This is a genomic window from Halomonas sp. 113, assembly GCF_904067645.1.
Lineage (GTDB): Bacteria > Pseudomonadota > Gammaproteobacteria > Pseudomonadales > Halomonadaceae > Vreelandella > Vreelandella titanicae.
Genome location: NZ_LR881453.1, coordinates 4017448 through 4034387, shown reverse-complemented (window position 1 = coordinate 4034387; position 16940 = coordinate 4017448). Strand labels below are relative to the sequence as shown.

At 55.5% G+C, this 16940-nt stretch carries 12 protein-coding genes; 9 read left to right on the top strand and 3 right to left on the bottom strand.

Features of this window, described 5'->3' with window-relative positions; genetic code table 11:
• Positions 1 to 83 precede the first annotated feature (83 nt).
• The 4 genes from YERSI8AC_RS19065 to YERSI8AC_RS19050 all read left to right on the top strand — a co-directional run bounded on the left by YERSI8AC_RS19065 (position 84) and on the right by YERSI8AC_RS19050 (position 5413).
• Positions 84 to 1082 carry an acetamidase/formamidase family protein gene (locus YERSI8AC_RS19065; RefSeq protein ID WP_022522048.1) on the top strand — a complete coding sequence of 333 codons (999 nt, stop codon included), beginning with the start codon at positions 84 to 86 and terminating at the stop codon, positions 1080 to 1082.
• Between the two features lie 17 nt (positions 1083 to 1099).
• The gene (locus YERSI8AC_RS19060; RefSeq protein WP_022522049.1) at positions 1100 to 2797 is read left to right on the top strand and encodes a nitrilase-related carbon-nitrogen hydrolase; all 1698 of its coding nucleotides are present in this window, start codon (positions 1100 to 1102) and stop codon (positions 2795 to 2797) included.
• A 61-nt stretch (positions 2798 to 2858) separates the two neighbouring features.
• Positions 2859 to 4370 carry an amidase gene (locus YERSI8AC_RS19055; protein ID WP_022522050.1) on the top strand — a complete coding sequence of 504 codons (1512 nt, stop codon included), beginning with the start codon at positions 2859 to 2861 and terminating at the stop codon, positions 4368 to 4370.
• 392 nt (positions 4371 to 4762) lie between these two features.
• Positions 4763 to 5413, top strand: coding sequence for a LysE family translocator (locus tag YERSI8AC_RS19050; protein WP_053856979.1), 651 nt, complete (start codon positions 4763 to 4765; stop codon positions 5411 to 5413).
• Positions 5414 to 5466: 53 nt separating this feature from the next.
• Here the strand turns inward: YERSI8AC_RS19050 and YERSI8AC_RS19045 are convergent, their stop codons facing one another.
• Positions 5467 to 5850, bottom strand: a complete 384-nt coding sequence (locus tag YERSI8AC_RS19045; RefSeq protein WP_159177318.1) for an META domain-containing protein — start codon at positions 5848 to 5850, stop codon at positions 5467 to 5469.
• Between the two features lie 358 nt (positions 5851 to 6208).
• On the opposite strand from YERSI8AC_RS19045, the gene thpD reads away from it, so the two are divergent.
• Entirely contained in the window at positions 6209 to 7207 is a 999-nt protein-coding gene (thpD, locus tag YERSI8AC_RS19040) for an ectoine hydroxylase (protein WP_159177317.1), read from the top strand.
• Positions 7208 to 7325: 118 nt separating this feature from the next.
• Positions 7326 to 7991 (top strand): fumarylacetoacetate hydrolase family protein, encoded by a 666-nt coding sequence (locus tag YERSI8AC_RS19035; RefSeq protein ID WP_022522053.1) that lies wholly within the window; start codon positions 7326 to 7328, stop codon positions 7989 to 7991.
• A 138-nt stretch (positions 7992 to 8129) separates the two neighbouring features.
• On the opposite strand, the gene speA is transcribed toward YERSI8AC_RS19035, so the two are convergent.
• Positions 8130 to 10058 carry a biosynthetic arginine decarboxylase gene (gene speA, locus YERSI8AC_RS19030; RefSeq protein ID WP_138799838.1) on the bottom strand — a complete coding sequence of 643 codons (1929 nt, stop codon included), beginning with the start codon at positions 10056 to 10058 and terminating at the stop codon, positions 8130 to 8132.
• On the bottom strand, positions 10055 to 11014 hold the full coding sequence (locus YERSI8AC_RS19025; protein ID WP_039860825.1) for a homoserine kinase: 960 nt from the start codon (positions 11012 to 11014) through the stop codon (positions 10055 to 10057). The genes speA and YERSI8AC_RS19025 overlap by 4 nt, the downstream gene beginning before the upstream one ends.
• Before the next feature lie 180 nt (positions 11015 to 11194).
• On the opposite strand from YERSI8AC_RS19025, the gene polA reads away from it, so the two are divergent.
• The 3 genes from polA to cydB all read left to right on the top strand — a co-directional run bounded on the left by polA (position 11195) and on the right by cydB (position 16931).
• Positions 11195 to 13984: a DNA polymerase I gene (gene polA / locus YERSI8AC_RS19020; RefSeq protein ID WP_159177316.1), complete on the top strand. Its 2790-nt coding sequence runs from the start codon at positions 11195 to 11197 to the stop codon at positions 13982 to 13984.
• A gap of 236 nt (positions 13985 to 14220) precedes the next feature.
• Positions 14221 to 15792 (top strand): cytochrome ubiquinol oxidase subunit I, encoded by a 1572-nt coding sequence (locus YERSI8AC_RS19015; protein ID WP_159177315.1) that lies wholly within the window; start codon positions 14221 to 14223, stop codon positions 15790 to 15792.
• On the top strand, positions 15789 to 16931 hold the full coding sequence (gene cydB, locus YERSI8AC_RS19010) for a cytochrome d ubiquinol oxidase subunit II (RefSeq protein ID WP_022522058.1): 1143 nt from the start codon (positions 15789 to 15791) through the stop codon (positions 16929 to 16931). Before YERSI8AC_RS19015 ends, cydB begins: the two co-directional genes overlap by 4 nt.
• The last annotated feature ends 9 nt before the right edge of the window (positions 16932 to 16940 follow it).

Sequence of the window (16940 nt, the reverse complement as noted above, 5' to 3'; positions counted from 1 at the left end):
TTAACAACGATGCACGCTCCAGCCCGTAGTTGCCGGAGCGATGATTGAACGTACTTAAACAGTACTCAAAAAGGAGTCGAACAATGAACTGGTTTGATCAGTCCATCATGGCCCGTCGCGCCGTCGCCAAGGGTAAGCCGGGTACTACCCACCAACTCACTGAGGTGGCTCAAGGTCAATACCACTATACGCTTGGACCTAACCCCAAGCCTGTGCTGCATATCCAACCTGGCGATGTAGTCAGTGCGGAAACCCATGATGCTTTCGAGGGAAAACTGCGCTCGGAAAGCGATAAGCCAAGCGAGCTACTTAATTTACCTTATCTCAATCCGCAGAACGGGCCGATTTACGTAGAGGGGGCGGAGAAGGGTGATTGCCTGGCGGTGTATATCCGTGACATGAAACCTCGTGGCCCGCAGCCTTGTGGCACGACGGCGCTGATTACCGAATTTGGTGGCTTGGTGGCGACCGGTGATACCGCGCTACTCAACACACCGCTACCGGAACGGGTAAAGAAGGTGGACGTTGATGCGGAAACCGGCGTGAAGTGGACTGACAAAATTACCCTTCCGTATCAGCCTTTTATTGGCACCATTGGGGTGTCGCCAGAGATTGAATCGATTAGCTCGCTGGTGCCTGATTATTACGGCGGCAATATGGACTTGCCTGATGTGGCGCCTGGCGCGGTGATCTATCTGCCGGTGCATACCAAAGGCGCCTATCTTTATCTAGGCGACTGTCATGCGGCGCAGGGTGATGGTGAGTTGTGCGGCGTGGCGATTGAGCATCCTACCGTGACCACTGTACAGGTCGACTTGATCAAAGATTGGACGTTCAAGTGGCCGCGCCTGGAAAACGAACAGTTTTATATGACCATTGGTTCCGCGCGCCCCATGGAAGATGCCACGCGCATCGCCTACCGAGAGCTGGTTCGCTGGCTAGCGGCAGAGTTCGATTTTGATGAAATCGAGGCTTACATGCTGCTTACCCAGGCAGGCCGTGTGCGGCTGGGTAATATGGTGGATCCAAAGTATACCTTGGGTGCTTCCATTCTCAAGTCCATCGTTGGCCAGGCACGCTAGCGAGCGGGGAGGACAATATGAAATATTTTGCCGCCGCAGTGCAGTTTGAGCCTGAAATGTTTGCCAAAGAGCGCAATATTGATGCTTTGAAGCGTTTGGTGGAAGAGGCGGTCGCGTCTGGTGCGCGGCTAATCATCACCCCGGAGATGGGGCTTACCGGTTACTGCTGGCATGACAGAGAGGAGGTCGCTCCTTATGTAGAACCGGTACCTGGCCCTTCAACCGAATGCTTCGCCGCTCTGGCGGCGAAGCTTGACTGCTATATTGTTATTGGCCTGCCAGAAGTAGAGCCTGCCAATGGACTTTACTATAACACCGCGGTATTGATTGGCCCTGACGGTTATCTGGGCAAGCACCGCAAGAGCCACCCTTATATTGCCGAGCCAAAATGGGCGGCTTCAGGCGACAGCGGCCATCAAGTGTTCGAGACATCGATGGGCCGTATTGCTTTGCTCATCTGTATGGATATTCATTTTCTCGAAACCGCGCGACTGGTGGCGTTGCAAGGCGCCGATGTCATTTGCCATCTGAGTAACTGGCTCGCTGAGCGTGCGCCGGCACCTTACTGGATGAGCCGTGCCAGGGAAAATGGCTGCTATCTTATCGAAAGTAACCGCTGGGGACGTGAGCGTGGTGTGCAATTCAGTGGGGGTAGCTGCGTGATTGAACCGGATGGTCATGTCCAAGCCCGCCGAGATGATGGGGATGGCATCGTGCTGGGTGAGATTGATACTGACCGTGTCACGGGGCCGTTGGGCAGTGAGCGTCAACCAGAACTCTATCATGAGCTTCTGCATCAAACCTACGCCTGGAATCCGCTGGACTTTTTCCGGCTTTATGGTCATCAGCCACTGCCCAAGGGCAAAGTAAGCCGCATCGCCGTTGCTCACTTTGCTCCATCGAACAATCTCGACGATAACCTTGACCACTGTATGGCGCTGATTGACCAGGCAGAGAATGCCGAGCTGGTTGTTCTGCCCGAGTTAGCCCTTACGGGGCTGGACGCTGGCGCTATCAACCCCATTTCACAACATCACGCTATTTTTGACACACTGCGTCGAGTCGCTGAAGAGCGTCAACAGTATTACGTGGTCGGATTTGCGGAGCAGGCGGATGGCAATCTCTACAATGCGGCTGCTCTGGTTGGGTCGCGGGGCGTTATGGCGGTTTATCGTAAAATTCACTTAAGCGAGGCTGACCGCGAATGGGCGACGCCTGGCGAGCGTTGGGTAAGCTGCGACCTGCCGCTAGGTCGCGTTGGAATACTGATTGGCCATGATGCCGATTTTCCCGAAGCAGGGCGCATCCTGGCCCTGCGGGGCTGTGACGTCATCGCTTGCCCTGCTGCCTTACCGGGCCCCTTTCATTGTTCACATCCGGGGACTCGTATTCATCAGTCGGCGCCTATCCCCACCGGCCCGGACGAACACCATTGGCACCATTACCGAGTACGTGGTGGCGAGAACAACTGCTATTTCGCTTTCGCCAACGTGCATATGCCCGAGGCTGGATTACCCGGGCTAAGCGGTATATTCGGGCCGGATACGTTTTATTTTCCTCGCCAGGAGGCTCTATTAACCAGCGCTACTGGCTGCGTTGGGCTTACTGTCGACACGAGCAATCTGCAATCGTCTTACCCAAACAGCGCGGTACGTCGCAAGGACTTAGTGGCGATGCGACTGCCACACCACTATCCAAAATTGTTGGAGCGATAGTTCGTATTTCCCTCACTAGATGCCTTTTCAGGCAATCGTCTGTGTATAGGAGTAGTTGACTATGAGTGTGAAACGACCTGACATTGATACGTTGGCCGCCATTTCCGATTATTATGGTTTTGACCTTTCCTTTGATGAACTGAGTGAGTTCCAGTCCGCCGTTGCTGGCTCAATGGCCATTTATGATCGCCTGGACGAACTGGCGGATGAATCGCTGCCTGTCAATTACCCACGGGCGGAATTGGGCTATCGCCCCGTAGGTGACGACAATCCGCTTAATGGCTGGGCTTGGAAATGTTCGGTGCCTGGCGCCGAGGAGGGGCCGCTCGCGGGTCGAACGGTCGCGCTAAAGGACAATATCGCTCTGGCAGGCATTCCCATGATGAATGGCTCACCGATCATGGAAGGTTTTGTGCCCCGCGAGGACGCCACCGTTGTCACCCGGCTGCTCGACGCTGGCGCGCACATCATCGGCAAGACGGCCGTTCCTGCGTTCTGCTTTGACGGTGGCGGCTGTACTGGCTACCCCGAGCCCCAGCCGGTCAATCCTCACGATCATGATCGACTGGCCGGTGCATCCTCCAACGGCAGCGCCGTGGTGGTGACCAACGGTGAAGTCGATATGGCCCTAGGGGGCGACCAGGGCGGTTCCATTCGGCTACCCGCCTCATGGAGCGGTTGCTACGGGATCAAAGGAACGCATGGCCTTGTGCCTTACACAGGTATCTTTCCCATTGAGCTGACTCTTGACCACGTAGGCCCTATGGCGCGCACCGCGGAAGATTGCGCCCGAATGCTGGAAGTGCTGGTGGGCTCGGATGGCTTAGATCCACGCCAATACGACGTACGCACGGCGAAATACACCGAAACGCTAAGTGAAGATCTTACTGGTATACGCATTGGCATCCTACGTGAAGGGTTTGGTATTGCCGGTGCCAGTGAGCCCGATGTGGATGCCGCTGTACGGGAGGCTATCAGCGTGCTGGAAAAAGTGGGCGCCCGTGCTTCGGAGGTGTCGGTGCCCATGCATAACGACGGGCTTGCACTGTGGAGTGCGATCGCCTTTGAGGGGGCCACCGAACTGATGGTTAGGGGCGATGGCTACGGCACAAACTGGCGCGGCCATTACAGTACGCAGCTTATGGACTTTTATGGGCGGGCTCGCCGCGCTCGCGGTCATGACTTTAGCGACACGGTGAAGATGACGGTGCTCGCCGGGCACTACATGTCAGAGCAGTACAATCGCCACTACTATGGTAAAGCCCAGAATATCGGTAGGCGTCTCGCGCGCGATTATGACAACGCTCTGCAGGAATATGACTTGTTAATCATGCCTACCACCGCCATGAAAGCGGTAAAGAGGCCGGCTGATAAAAGTCTCAATAGCACACTGGCCGGTGCGCTTGGCAACCTGCACAACACGGCCCCGTTTGATGTCAGTGGTCACCCAGCCATGAGCGTCCCGGTTGGCTTTTCGGAGGGCTTGCCCGTAGGTATGCAGTTGGTTGGTAGACGCTGGGATGAAGCGACCGTGCTTAAAGTCGCCCATGCTTATCAGGTCGCTATTGGCTAGTGGTATACGGCGAGCATTGATGCAGTAGTAACCCGATTATCTTCGATAAAACTTAAGACGAGCGGGCCTGGATTCATAGAATAAGCTCAGCACTTTGGTTCACAAGGTAGAGGCAGTAGGGCCAGCGCTGGTACCCTTTCTGCCTTACCTACCAGAGTGAAGCAGAGCATGGAATACTGGTAACTGGCTCAGACCCAACATATCAGTTAGCTCAGCAGGCGCGGTTATTGATGCCACGCCGAGGGGCAGCGCACGCCATCACCCTGGATTCTGGATCGGAATTCGCCGAGCACAGAAAGGTTGCCAAGGCCGTCTCGGCAAAGAGCACTAGAAACCGCAGATGCTGCACTTATTAGTTGAATTCAGGGCTTATCATTTCAGGGTGAATCTCGATGATTCCACTTCATGATTACTTGGCATTTCTCTCCATCGTTACGCTCATCGTAGTCTCCCCAGGAGCCAACCTGTTCCTGCTGCTTCAGGCGACGCCGGCGCAAGGCCGTGTTACGGGGGTGTTGATGACCCTGGGCTTCTGTGCGGCGATCATATCTCATGCCACGTTGGCGCTCATTGGTGTTGGGGCGCTCGTAGCAGCCTCTGTCACGTTATTCACTATTATAAAATTCGTGGGCGCTGCATATCTTATTTGGCTTGGCGTTAAGGCATTTCGAGTAGCATTAACGAAAACGCCCCTCGCGTCGCAGGCGAAAGATTGTCAAACATTGCCGAGGATAAGCCAAAGACAGGCCTTTGTACGGGGCTATCTCACCAATATTCTCAACCCCAAGCCCGCTATCTTCTACGTTGCGGCCTTTCCCCAGTTCCTGAGTGCCGGTGGAACGGACTACTGGCTGGGAGGGCTCGGTTTGGGAGCCAGCCATGCCCTGATCGCTCTGTTCTTCTACGGTATGGTTGTCGTCACATTGCATAGAGTCGCTGAGTGGTTAAGGAAACCATGGGTATGGAAGTCGATCCAAGGCATCTCTGGTTTAGTCTTTCTTCTGATCGGCGGTCGCCTCTTGATTTCGCGCTCCCCGGCCTGATTCTTCTAGGCTTGGTGAGTTTAAAATGCGTCCTTTAGATGAGCTCTTTGTGATTAATAAAGATGCACCGCCTCGAAGACCGCCAATGGTTCACTGTTATCGCTCGACAGTACAAGCATTGCGCCATCCACGCTCCATGCTGTTACCTGCTTGAGTGTGGCTAGAAAATCTTGCTCAGTTTTCATTTGGGACGGTGGGCAGGCCATTTTAGTGCTGGCGATTTGCCCAAACTCTATGCGCTCGTTTTCCACACGGTAGCTGCCCATCAGGGTATTACAGCCGGTAGCGCCGGCTAAGCGAGAAGCCTTTTGAAGAACCAAATGTGCTTCACGGAAATTCTCATGGGTGACGACCGGTGCGCTATCAAGCGTTACCAGCTTCCAGTAGGTGTTGATCAACGGTTCATTAGGGCGATGCGCTGTCTCGTGGGTATCCATTGTTGCTGAAGAACACCCAGCGGTTATTAATAGCGCGCTGATAAATCCATAAATCGGTAGCTGCCTTTTCAAAGTATGATTCCCCATTCAGTTAGATAAAAAGATGAGCAACATTAACCGCAAACATTGTGGCTTGGAGTGAGCTTTTTAGGTGACTTATTGCCTAAAAAGCCACTGTTCAATTTTTTTCACGTAACCTACGTTATCAAACCAGAAATCATGCCTTGCGAGGAAATTTTAGTGGTATAGGCTACTCCCAGCACGGTGTTAGAATCGTGCTGTTTTATTTATATGTACGCTAATCTTTATACGTGCAATATGTTCGATCTGAAACCTAATCATACAAGGAGTGGATTAGATGACAGTCAAAAGCACACCACTAAATGCTGTAACCGCCCATAAGCAATATAGCGAAATGGCCGATACACCTAACGTTCACACTACTCAGGTTCAGTGCCAACAGGTACAGGATGCCTACCCGTCGCGTTTAACCACCACCCCTGAGAAAACCTGGCTGCCACGCCAAGATGCGGTTGTCAAAGGCCGTCAACTTTCCGGCCCGTTAAGCCAGGCGCAGCTTGATGAGTTTGAACGTAAAGGGTTTCTGTTTATTCCTAACCTCATTGAAGGCGCAGAGCTTGAGGGGCTGCGTCAGGAAATGAAGGCGTTGATGAGTAACGATAAGTACCTCAATCAAGACTTCAGCGTCACTGAGCCAGAGAGCCAGGAAATCCGCTCGCTATTTGCGGTGCACTTCCTCTCTGAGCGGTTGGGAAAGCTGGCCAGCGATGAGAGTGTCGCGGGCGCTGCTCGTCAAATCATAGGCGACGACCCTTATGTGCATCAGTCGCGTATTAACTATAAGCCTGGATTTGCCGGTAAGGGCTTTAACTGGCACTCCGACTTTGAGACGTGGCACGCGGAAGATGGCATGCCTGCGATGCACGCGGTTAGCGCATCGCTGATCTTAACTGACAACCATGAGTTCAATGGTCCGTTGATGCTGATCCCCGGTTCGCACAAAAAGTTTGTACCGTGCGTGGGGGAAACACCGGAGGATAACCACAAAAGCTCGCTGAAAGCGCAGGACGTGGGCGTGCCAAGCCCAGAGGCACTTACCGAGCTAGTGGCGGAACACGGTATTGAAGCGCCAAAAGGCAAGGCGGGTGGTTTGCTGCTGTTCGATTGCAATACGCTGCATGCTTCTAACGCCAACCTGTCGCCTGACCCGCGTAGCAACGTGTTCTTCGTGTTTAACCGCCAGGATAATCGCTGCCAAGCGCCTTATGCCGCGGCTAAGCAACGGCCTGATTTCCTGGCTCATAGCCCTGATCAACAGGCCCAGCAATATCGCTAACGTGCAGTGGGGAAACAAATTCATGGCCGAAGGGTGTGGAACCTTCGTATAGGTGGGGTAAACTGTTGCGCCTGTCGTTGCGAAAGCGGCACGCATAATGAGAAGGAGAATACCCGCCATGCGTTTTGTTCCACAGTTTACCGATGGCCAGGAGTTTCCCCACCCGCTGGGCAAGGTTGTCTGCATCGGCCGTAATTATGCCGACCATGCGAAAGAGCTGGATAATCCAGTTCCCACTGAGCCGCTGCTGTTCATAAAGCCATCGACCAGCGTTGTGGATCTAACCAAACCGTTGGATCCGCCGTTTTCACGCGGTGATGTGCATTATGAAGCCGAGCTTGCGCTGTTAGTGGGTGAAACGTTAACCCACGCCACCCTGGATGAAGCCGAGCGTGCGATTGTCGGTATCGGGTTGGCGATGGATTTAACGCTGCGTGATGTACAGACGAAGCTAAAAGAGAAAGGGCATCCCTGGGAAATCGCCAAAGCTTTTGATGGCGCTTGCCCGCTTTCGTCGTTTCTGCCGCTAAGCCGTGTTCCCAACTGGAACGCGCTGGCTTTCACGCTTGAGATTGATGGTGAAGAGCGCCAGCACGGTGAAGGCTCCGATATGATCTTCGCCATACCGACTTTGGTAGCCGAAATGAGCCGTCACTTCACTCTAGAGCCGGGCGATGTAATTTTGACCGGCACGCCATCAGGCGTTGGAGAGCTGGTTCGCGGTTCATCACTGCGTTTAACCTTGACCGGTGGTTTGGTAGTTGAAACCAGCGTAGTCGAGTAGCGAAAAAAAGCAGAGTATTGCTGGACAGTGTTGGATTGTGAAGAAGCGCCACCCCAAAATCAGGGTGGCGCTTCTGTTTGGCGTAACCCAATACGTGCCATTCAGTACGGGCTATTCAAGATTGGTTTTCAAGATCGGTTATTCAAGATAGGTATAGCCTTCCAGACCTTCGCTTAAGCTCGCCGCAAAGCGCGCTTGCTCGTCGGCAGTAAAGCCGCTGGCGGCTAGCTGGTCGGTGAGCTTCTGCTTGAGCACATTGGCATTGAAGTTGACGTAGGCAAGTACCTGGGCCACTGAGTCCCCGGCCAGCGGGTTAGATAGTGTCCACTCGCCGTCGGCATTGAGCGCAGCATCAACGGAGTCGGTGTCGCCAAACAGGTTGTGTAGATCGCCAAGAATTTCCTGATAGGCGCCCACTAGAAAGAACCCTAGCCAGCGTTCATCGTCTGAAGCCCACTCGGGAAGCGGTAGGGTGCTCTCGACCCCCTGGCCGTCGACGTAGCTGTCGATGCGGCCGTCGGAGTCGCAGGTGATATCCTGAATCACTGCCCGCCGGGTGGGCGCTTGATCCAGCCCGCTAAGGGGCAGTACCGGAAATATCTGCTCGATGCCCCAAACATCAGGCACCGACTGGAATAGCGAGAAGTTGACGAACAGTTTATCGGCGAGTTTCTCCGCCAGTTCATCCATGATTTCGCGATGGGCACGGTTACGAGTATCCAACTGAGTGCGCAGCCGTGTGCAGGCAGCCATATACACCCGCTCACCTTCAGCGCGGGCGGTAATGTTACTCAAACCCATCACAAAACGTTCCTGCAGTTCGCTAACCGCTTGAAGCAGATCGTGCCACGCTTCCACCAGCATGCGCGGCTCTTGGGCGGTCGCTAACTGCTCGAACACCCGCCACAGCAGCTCTACTTGGGCATCTTCTTGGCTCTCGCCTGCCGAATGCCGTTCAGGCGGCGTGTCGTCGATGCGCTCTTCGCCAATCACGTTAGTGATCAGCACCGCGTGGTGGGCAGTTAGCGCACGGCCGGATTCGCTAATGAGATGAGGCTGTGGCAGGTTCGCCTCTTGGCAGAGCTGGGCAAAGGCGCTGACGACGTTGCGGGCGTATTCACGCATCGAATAGTTAGCTGAGCAGAAGCTGCGCGAGCGAGTGCCTTCGTAATCGATACCCAGGCCGCCACCTACATCGACGGTGTCAATTGGCGCACCCAACTGCATCAGGTTCTGGTAGAAGCGCGCGCACTCACGCAGACCGCGCTGAATATCGCGAATATTGGCGATCTGGGAACCCAGGTGGAAGTGCACGAGCTGCAGGCTTTCCAGCGCCTCCTCGCGACGCAGCGTGTCTACCACCTCGAGAATTTGGCTGGCGGTGAGGCCGAACTTAGACTTCTCACCGCCGGTATTCTGCCACTTGCCTTTACCCACTGAAGCAAGACGAGCGCGCAGGCCAATACGCGGTGTTACGTCCAGTTCTCGCGCCTCTTCCAAAATCAACTGCAGCTCGGAGAGCTTTTCGACCACTAAATAGACCTTGTGCCCGAGTTTTTCACCCAGCAGCGCCAAGCGCACATACTCGCGGTCTTTGTAACCGTTGCAGACAATCAGCGAGGAGCCGCCGTCAGACAAAGCCAGCACTGCCAGCAACTCGGGCTTGCTGCCCGCTTCCAGACCCACACGGCCGTTGCCGCGCTCGGCGGTGGCCAGAATCTCTTCCACCACTCTGCGCTGCTGGTTCACTTTAATCGGGTAAACGGCGGTGTAGCCGCCCTGGTAGTCGCAGTCGCTCATGGCGGCATCAAAAGCGCCACACAGCTGCTCCACCCGGTCGTGAAGAATATCGCTAAAGCGCACCAGCACAGGCAGCCGCAGCCCAGCGCTTTGCAACTGGCGAACCAAGCCGCTCAGCGGTAGCGCCGGGCCTTCCGCATCACTACCCAGCGGCCGCACCAGGGCCTGACCTTGATCATCCACGTCGAAGTAACCGCTACCCCATTGATCGATATTCCAGGTGCGCCGTGCGCGAAGGGCAGGGCTAGTCGTCGCCATCACACTCATGCAGAAACCTCAGGTAGCGGCAATGCACCGTGGGCAATGCGCGCAGTTAATATGGTTCGAAAACGTTCGGGGTCGTGAGGCGTCAAATCGTGGGCCGGGGGATCAACATAGACCACCAGCAGGCGTGACAGCCAGTAGCGCAGCGCCGTCATGCGCAGCATGGTGGGCCACAGTTCCCGTTCATCCGCCGTTAACGGCCGGCGCGCCAGGTAGGCGCTCAACAGCGTATTGTAGCGCTCAGCGTTGAGAGTGCCATCGTCGTTGGAGGCCCAGTCGTTGATCACAATCGCCAGATCAAACAGGAGATCCCCAGTGCAGCCATTATAAAAGTCGATAATACCGCCAAGCTGGTCACCCTCAAACAGGGTGTTGTCACGAAACAGATCACCGTGCAGGGCGCCTTGGGGCAGCTCACCGTGTCGCATAAAGGCGCTCTCGAAATCGTCGACTTCATCCTTCATCAACGTTTGATCCGCGGGGCTTAGGTAACTCAATACTTTATGGTGCATCACCTGCAGCCAGTTGAGATCCCGCGGGTTGGGGCGGTGGCCGGGGAAACGCTTTGACACCACGTGCAGGTGACCCAAAGTATCGCCTAAGGCATGGCACTGGGCTACATTGGGCGCCTCGGGATGGCGGCCAGGCAGGCGCGGGAATAGCAACGCCGGCTTGCCCTCCAGGCTATGCAGCGCGATACCTTCGCGGTCATGAATGGTGCCGGGCACCGGTAAGCGGTGCTCGTCCAAATAGTCCAGCAGTTCGACAAAGAACGGCAGTTCTGCGTGTTCGCCCTGTTCGAACAGGGTTAATACCAGTTCGCGGCGGTCGGTAGTCACAAAAAAAGTCGAATTTTCGGTGCCGTTCGCGACTCCCTTAAGGGAAACAAAACTGCCCACATCAAATTTTTCTAAAAACGCGGCGACCTGTGCGTCGCTAAGCGGAGTAAATACAGCCATGAGAGTCTCGCCCAGGTTGCTAAGCCCATTATTGTAGCGGCTTGGTCGCTCAGTTGGCAGCGTTGTTGTGATAAGAGAGTCGAGTTTGGCTCTACAGGCTGCCTGTGCAACGCGTATCATGTGAGGCACTCTTATTGGCAATTCTTTTTAAGCAATCCTATCTAACAATGGAACTTGGTTATGGCTCGCGCTCCGATCGTCCTCGTCGATGGCTCTTCCTATCTGTACCGTGCCTTTCATGCGCTGCCGCCGCTAACGACCTCCAATGGTCAGCCAACGGGCGCGGTGAAAGGCGTGTTAAACATGCTCAAACGGCTGATTAAGGATTACCCCGAAAGCCCCATGGCGGTGGTGTTTGACGCGCCGGGCAAAACCTTCCGCGATGAGCTGTACAGCGACTATAAAGCGCACCGCCCGCCGATGCCCGATGACCTACGCAGCCAGATCGCTCCGCTGCACGCCTGCGTGAAGGCGCTGGGCCTGCCGCTGCTTTGCGTTGACGGCGTAGAGGCGGACGATGTGATTGGCACCCTGGCCCATCACGCCACCCAGGCGGGCCGCGATGCAGTGATCTCCACCGGCGATAAGGATATGGCGCAACTGGTTAATGCCCATATTACTCTGGTGAACACCATGAAGGATGAAACCCTGGATGAGGCGGGCGTAGAAGAAAAATTCGGCCTGCCGCCCGCATTGATTATCGATTTTCTCGCTCTGATGGGTGACAAGGTCGATAACATTCCCGGTGTGCCCGGCGTAGGTGAGAAGACCGCCATTGGGCTGCTGCAAGGCATGGGCGGTGGGCTGGAGACCATTTATGGCGACTTAGAGCGAGTGAAAACGCTCACTTTCCGGGGCGCCAAAACTCTGCCCAAGAAGCTTGAAGAGCATCGCGATCAGGCGTTTCTCTCCTATCAGCTGGCCACCATTAAAGTCGACTGCGAGTTGCCGGTGGGCTTGGATGATTTGGATATTGCCCATCCGGATCGCGAAGCGCTGGTCACCCTGTATAAAGAGATGGAATTCCGCCAGTGGCTGGGCGAGCTGCTGGAAGGCAAAGACGAAGGCGTGGATGACGTTAAAGGCGGCGAGCCTGCGCCCGTAAGCGCTGAAGAAGGTGGTAGCGAGTCCGAGGGGGAGAGCACTTCTGTGCAAGCCTCTGTTCGTGAAGATCAGGTCATCCTCGAACAGGCAGACTTCGAGCGCTGGCTGGATCGGCTGCAAAACGCCGAGCGCTTCTGTTTCGATCTGGAAACCACCAGCCTTAATTACATGGATGCGGAAATTGTTGGCGTTGGCTTGTCGCTGGAAGTGGGTGAGGCGGCCTATATTCCGCTTGCCCACGACTACCTGGATGCGCCTAAGCAGCTTGACCGTAAAACGGTGCTGGCGGCGCTAAAACCGCTGCTGGAAGACCCGACAAAAACCAAGATTGGCCAAAACCTCAAGTACGACATTTCCGTGTTGGCCAACTATGCGATTTCCGTGGCAGGCCCTTTTGCTGACACCATGCTGGCCTCCTATGTGCTCAATTCCACCGCCACCCGGCACGATATGGATTCGCTGGCGCTCAAGTATTTGGGTGAAAAGACCATCTCCTTTGAAGAGATTGCCGGTAAGGGCGCCAAGCAGTTGACCTTTAACCAGATTGCCCTGGAGCAAGCGGCGCCATACGCCTGCGAAGATGTCGATATCACCCTGCGGCTGCAGCAAGCGCTGCGTCCCCAGGTCGAGAGCGAAGGGCGTCTGGCGGAGGTGCTGGATAATATTGAGCTGCCGCTGATCAAAGTGCTCTCGCGCATCGAGCGAAACGGTGTCGCCGTGGATGCTGAGCTACTGCACAAACAGAGCCAACAGTTAGAGCAGCGCATTGGCGAATTAGAACGAGAGGCGTTTGAACTGGCCGGGCGCGAATTTAATCTCGGTTCACCCAAGCAGTTAGGGCAGATTCTATTTGAAGAGCAGAAAATTCCGGTGCTCAAGAAAACCCCTAAAGGCGCACCTTCTACCGCGGAAGGTGTGCTGGAAGAGTTGGCGCTGGATTACCCGCTGCCCAAGGTGATTATGCAGCACCGGGGGCTGGCCAAGCTGAAGTCCACCTACACCGATAAGCTACCGCGTCTGCTCAATAAAGCCACTGGCCGGGTACACACCAGCTATCATCAGGCGGTCACTGCGACCGGGCGACTGTCGTCGTCGGATCCCAACTTACAAAACATTCCCATCCGTACCGAAGAGGGGCGCAAAATTCGTCAGGCATTTATTGCCCGCCCTGGCTACCGTATTGTCGCCGCCGATTACTCGCAAATTGAGCTGCGCATTATGGCGCATTTATCTGAAGATAAAGGGCTGCTGGAAGCGTTTGCCGAAGGGCGTGATATTCACACCGCCACGGCGGCAGAAGTCTTCGGCACCTCTCTTGAGAAGGTCTCTGGCGATCAGCGCCGCAGCGCCAAAGCGATTAACTTCGGCTTGATCTACGGCATGAGTGCCTGGGGGTTGTCGCGTCAGTTGCATATCGAGCGCAACCAGGCGCAAACCTACATTGATCGTTACTTTGACCGCTATCCCGGCGTGGCCCGCTATATGGAGCGTATTCGCTCCCAGGCAGCTGAAGATGGCTTTGTCGAAACCGTGCTGGGTCGGCGGCTCTACCTACCGGAAATTCAGTCGCAAAACCGCAACCGTCGCCAAGGCGCTGAGCGCACCGCGATTAACGCGCCGATGCAGGGCACTGCCGCCGATATTATCAAGCAGGCGATGATCAATGTGGATGCGTGGCTAGCGGAAGGCGAGTTCGATGCGCTGATGGTGATGCAGGTGCACGATGAACTGGTGTTTGAAGTCGCCGAGAAGCAGGTCGAGGCCTTTATCGAGCAGGTACAAAAGCGTATGCAGGGCGCAGCTGAGCTAAAAGTACCGCTGATTGTAGAAGCGGAGAGCGGTGCCAATTGGGATGAAGCGCACTAATGCCTACTACCAACACCGCAAGCCTCGTTCGTTTACGCCTGCGTCTCTGAATGAGGAAGGGGGTGGATGGCATATTGTCGCAACAGTGCAATGCTTAAGTAAGGAATTGATCAAGATCAAATTGTTGGCTCGGGTGGAGGAATAGCCTATACACATCGCTTTGCCTGGGTTAGCACCTGTCTGTGGTTTCCCGGTGGGGCGAAAGGTGTGTTTAAGCTATCCATCGGGAGTCACTCATGGACATTGTTGAATTATCCAGGTTGCAGTTCGCCTTTACGGCGATGGTGCATTTCCTGTTTGTACCCTTAACGCTAGGGCTGTCGATACTTCTGGCGATCATGGAGTCGGTCTATGTCATGACCGGTAAAACCATTTATCGTCAGATGACCAAATTCTGGGGCAAGCTGTTTGGTATTAACTTTGCGTTAGGGGTAACGACCGGTATCGCCATGGAGTTCCAGTTCGGCACTAACTGGTCGTACTACTCTCACTATGTCGGCGATATTTTCGGAGCGCCCCTGGCGATAGAAGCCTTGATGGCGTTCTTCCTTGAGTCGACGCTGGTCGGGCTATTCTTCTTCGGCTGGGATCGCCTGTCAAAAGAGAAGCACCTGGCGGTTACCTGGCTCATGGCCTTGGCGACCAATATGTCAGCCCTGTGGATTCTGGTAGCCAATGGCTGGATGCAGCACCCCGTAGGGTCGGAGCTCAACCTAGCCACCATGCGTATGGAGTTGGTCAGCTTTGCAGAGGTACTGCTCAACCCCGTCGCCCAAGTCAAATTTGTGCATACCGTGTCAGCGGGGTACGTCACCGGGGCGATTTTCGTGTTGGCGATTTCAAGCTGGTACCTGCTCAAGGGGCGTGAGATTGCCTTTGCGCGGCGCAGCTTTGCGATTGCTTCTGCCTTCGGGTTGGCCAGCGCGCTATCGGTCATTGTACTGGGCGATGAGTCTGGCTATGAGCTGGGGGATGTGCAGAAGGTCAAGCTGGCCGCCATCGAAGCAGAGTGGCAAACCCATCCCGCACCTGCGGCTTTCACGCTATTTGGGCTCCCCAACGAGGCGGAACAGCACACCGACTTTGCCATCCGCATACCTGGTGTGATGGGCTTGATCGCCACGCGCTCGCTGAATACCGAAGTGATGGGTATTCGAGAGCTTAAGGAAGAGCACCGCGAGCGCATCGTCAATGGCCAGGAGGCCTACGCTCTCATGCAGCGCCTGCGCAGTGATGAAGAGCGCGAAGGGGATATGGCTCGGTTCGAGGAAGTGCGCAGCGATCTTGGTTATGGGCTACTGCTCAGTGCCTATAGCGACGATGTAGCCAATGCGACCACAGCCGAAATTGATCAAGCCGTTGAAGCGTCGATTCCCAAGGTTTGGCCGCTTTTCTGGTCTTTTCGGGCCATGGTCGCCGCGGGCTTTAGCATGCTGTTGCTGTTTGCGCTGGCCTTCTGGCATAGCGTACGTCGTCAGCCAGAGAAGTCCCGGTGGCTACTTCGCTTCGCGCTGTTCAGCCTACCGCTGCCTTGGATTGCCTGTGAGGCGGGCTGGTTCGTGGCCGAATATGGGCGTCAGCCGTGGGCAATCGGCGAGATACTGCCGGTTCACTTGGCCATTTCCAGCCTGACGGCCGAGCAGGTGCTGTTTACCCTGATTTCTATTGGCGTCCTCTACACCATCTTCGTCATCATCGAAATGTGGCTGATGCAGCACTTTGCCCGCAAAGGGCCCTCCGGTAGCGGTTATCTGGATGATGACGCTGAGTCTGACTATCCAATTTCAACCCCAGCACGGGAGGCATGATGATGGACTACGAAACCCTTAGGTTTGTCTGGTGGGTGCTGATCGGCGTGCTATTGGTGGGCTTCGCGGTCACCGATGGTTTTGATATGGGCGTTGCCGCCTTGCTCAACGTTGTCGGGCGCGGCGATGAGGAGCGCCGGGTGATGATCAACTCCATGGCGCCTCATTGGGACGGTAATCAGGTCTGGCTGGTCACCGCAGGGGGCGCACTGTTTGCCGCTTGGCCTCCAGTTTACGCAACGGCCTTCAACGGCTTCTATCTCGCCTTGATGCTGACACTGTTCGCGCTTTTTCTTCGCCCCCTGGCGTTCGATTATCGCTCCAAGTTGGCAAATCCCACATGGCGCCGTCGTTGGGATTGGGGTTTGACGATCGGCTCCGCCGTTCCCGCGCTGATCTTTGGTGTCGCTTTTGGCAATCTCTTGCAAGGCGTTCCCTTCCAGTTCGATGACTATCTGCGCCTGGAGTATCAGGGCGGCTTGCTGGGCCTATTGAACCCCTTTGCGCTATTGGCCGGGCTGTTGAGCCTGATGATGTTCGTCACCCACGGAGCGGCTTGGTTGCAGCTTAAAACCGAGGGCGAACTGCGCAGCCGTAGTGCGGCCATCGGCAGCCTGACAGCACTGATATGCGCGGCACTGTTCGTACTGGGTGGGGTGTGGCTGCTCCTGGGCGTTGATGGCTACCAAGTGACTAGCGTAATCGACACCCAGGGGTACAACGATACCACCGGTAAAATCGTGGCGGTCAGTGCTGGCGGCTGGATGACCAACTACAGCCGCTTCCCGCTGTTGTGGTTACTGCCAGTACTGGGCGTCTTAGGTTTTGTGCTCTGCGCGCTGACCATGAAGCTGGGACGCCATGCGCTGGCATTTACCAGTTCGGCTGTCGCCATGGCCATGGTGGTGGTCACAACGGGCGTTACGATGTTTCCCTTCGTGATGCCGTCGTCGCTGAACCCCAACCATAGCCTGACCATGTGGGATGCCACGGCGAGCGAGTTGACGCTCAAGATCATGTTTGTGGTGGTGTGTATCTTCGTGCCGTTGGTGCTGCTGTATACCGCCTGGAGTTACTGGGTCATGCGCGGACGCCTGAACGAGCAATTTATTCGTGATAACGACAAAGCGCTTTACTGAGGAGGGTGT

What these genes read in the sequence shown, in the direction of transcription:
- YERSI8AC_RS19065 (WP_022522048.1), top strand. Translation starts at nt 84, where the DNA reads ATGAACTGGTTTGATCAGTCCATCATGGCCCGTCGCGCCGTCGCCAAG.
- YERSI8AC_RS19060 (WP_022522049.1), top strand. Translation starts at nt 1,100, where the DNA reads ATGAAATATTTTGCCGCCGCAGTGCAGTTTGAGCCTGAAATGTTTGCC.
- YERSI8AC_RS19055 (WP_022522050.1), top strand. Translation starts at nt 2,859, where the DNA reads ATGAGTGTGAAACGACCTGACATTGATACGTTGGCCGCCATTTCCGAT.
- YERSI8AC_RS19050 (WP_053856979.1), top strand. Translation starts at nt 4,763, where the DNA reads ATGATTCCACTTCATGATTACTTGGCATTTCTCTCCATCGTTACGCTC.
- YERSI8AC_RS19045 (WP_159177318.1), bottom strand. Translation starts at nt 5,850, where the DNA reads ATGGATACCCACGAGACAGCGCATCGCCCTAATGAACCGTTGATCAAC.
- thpD (WP_159177317.1), top strand. Translation starts at nt 6,209, where the DNA reads ATGACAGTCAAAAGCACACCACTAAATGCTGTAACCGCCCATAAGCAA.
- YERSI8AC_RS19035 (WP_022522053.1), top strand. Translation starts at nt 7,326, where the DNA reads ATGCGTTTTGTTCCACAGTTTACCGATGGCCAGGAGTTTCCCCACCCG.
- speA (WP_138799838.1), bottom strand. Translation starts at nt 10,058, where the DNA reads ATGAGTGTGATGGCGACGACTAGCCCTGCCCTTCGCGCACGGCGCACC.
- YERSI8AC_RS19025 (WP_039860825.1), bottom strand. Translation starts at nt 11,014, where the DNA reads ATGGCTGTATTTACTCCGCTTAGCGACGCACAGGTCGCCGCGTTTTTA.
- polA (WP_159177316.1), top strand. Translation starts at nt 11,195, where the DNA reads ATGGCTCGCGCTCCGATCGTCCTCGTCGATGGCTCTTCCTATCTGTAC.
- YERSI8AC_RS19015 (WP_159177315.1), top strand. Translation starts at nt 14,221, where the DNA reads ATGGACATTGTTGAATTATCCAGGTTGCAGTTCGCCTTTACGGCGATG.
- cydB (WP_022522058.1), top strand. Translation starts at nt 15,789, where the DNA reads ATGATGATGGACTACGAAACCCTTAGGTTTGTCTGGTGGGTGCTGATC.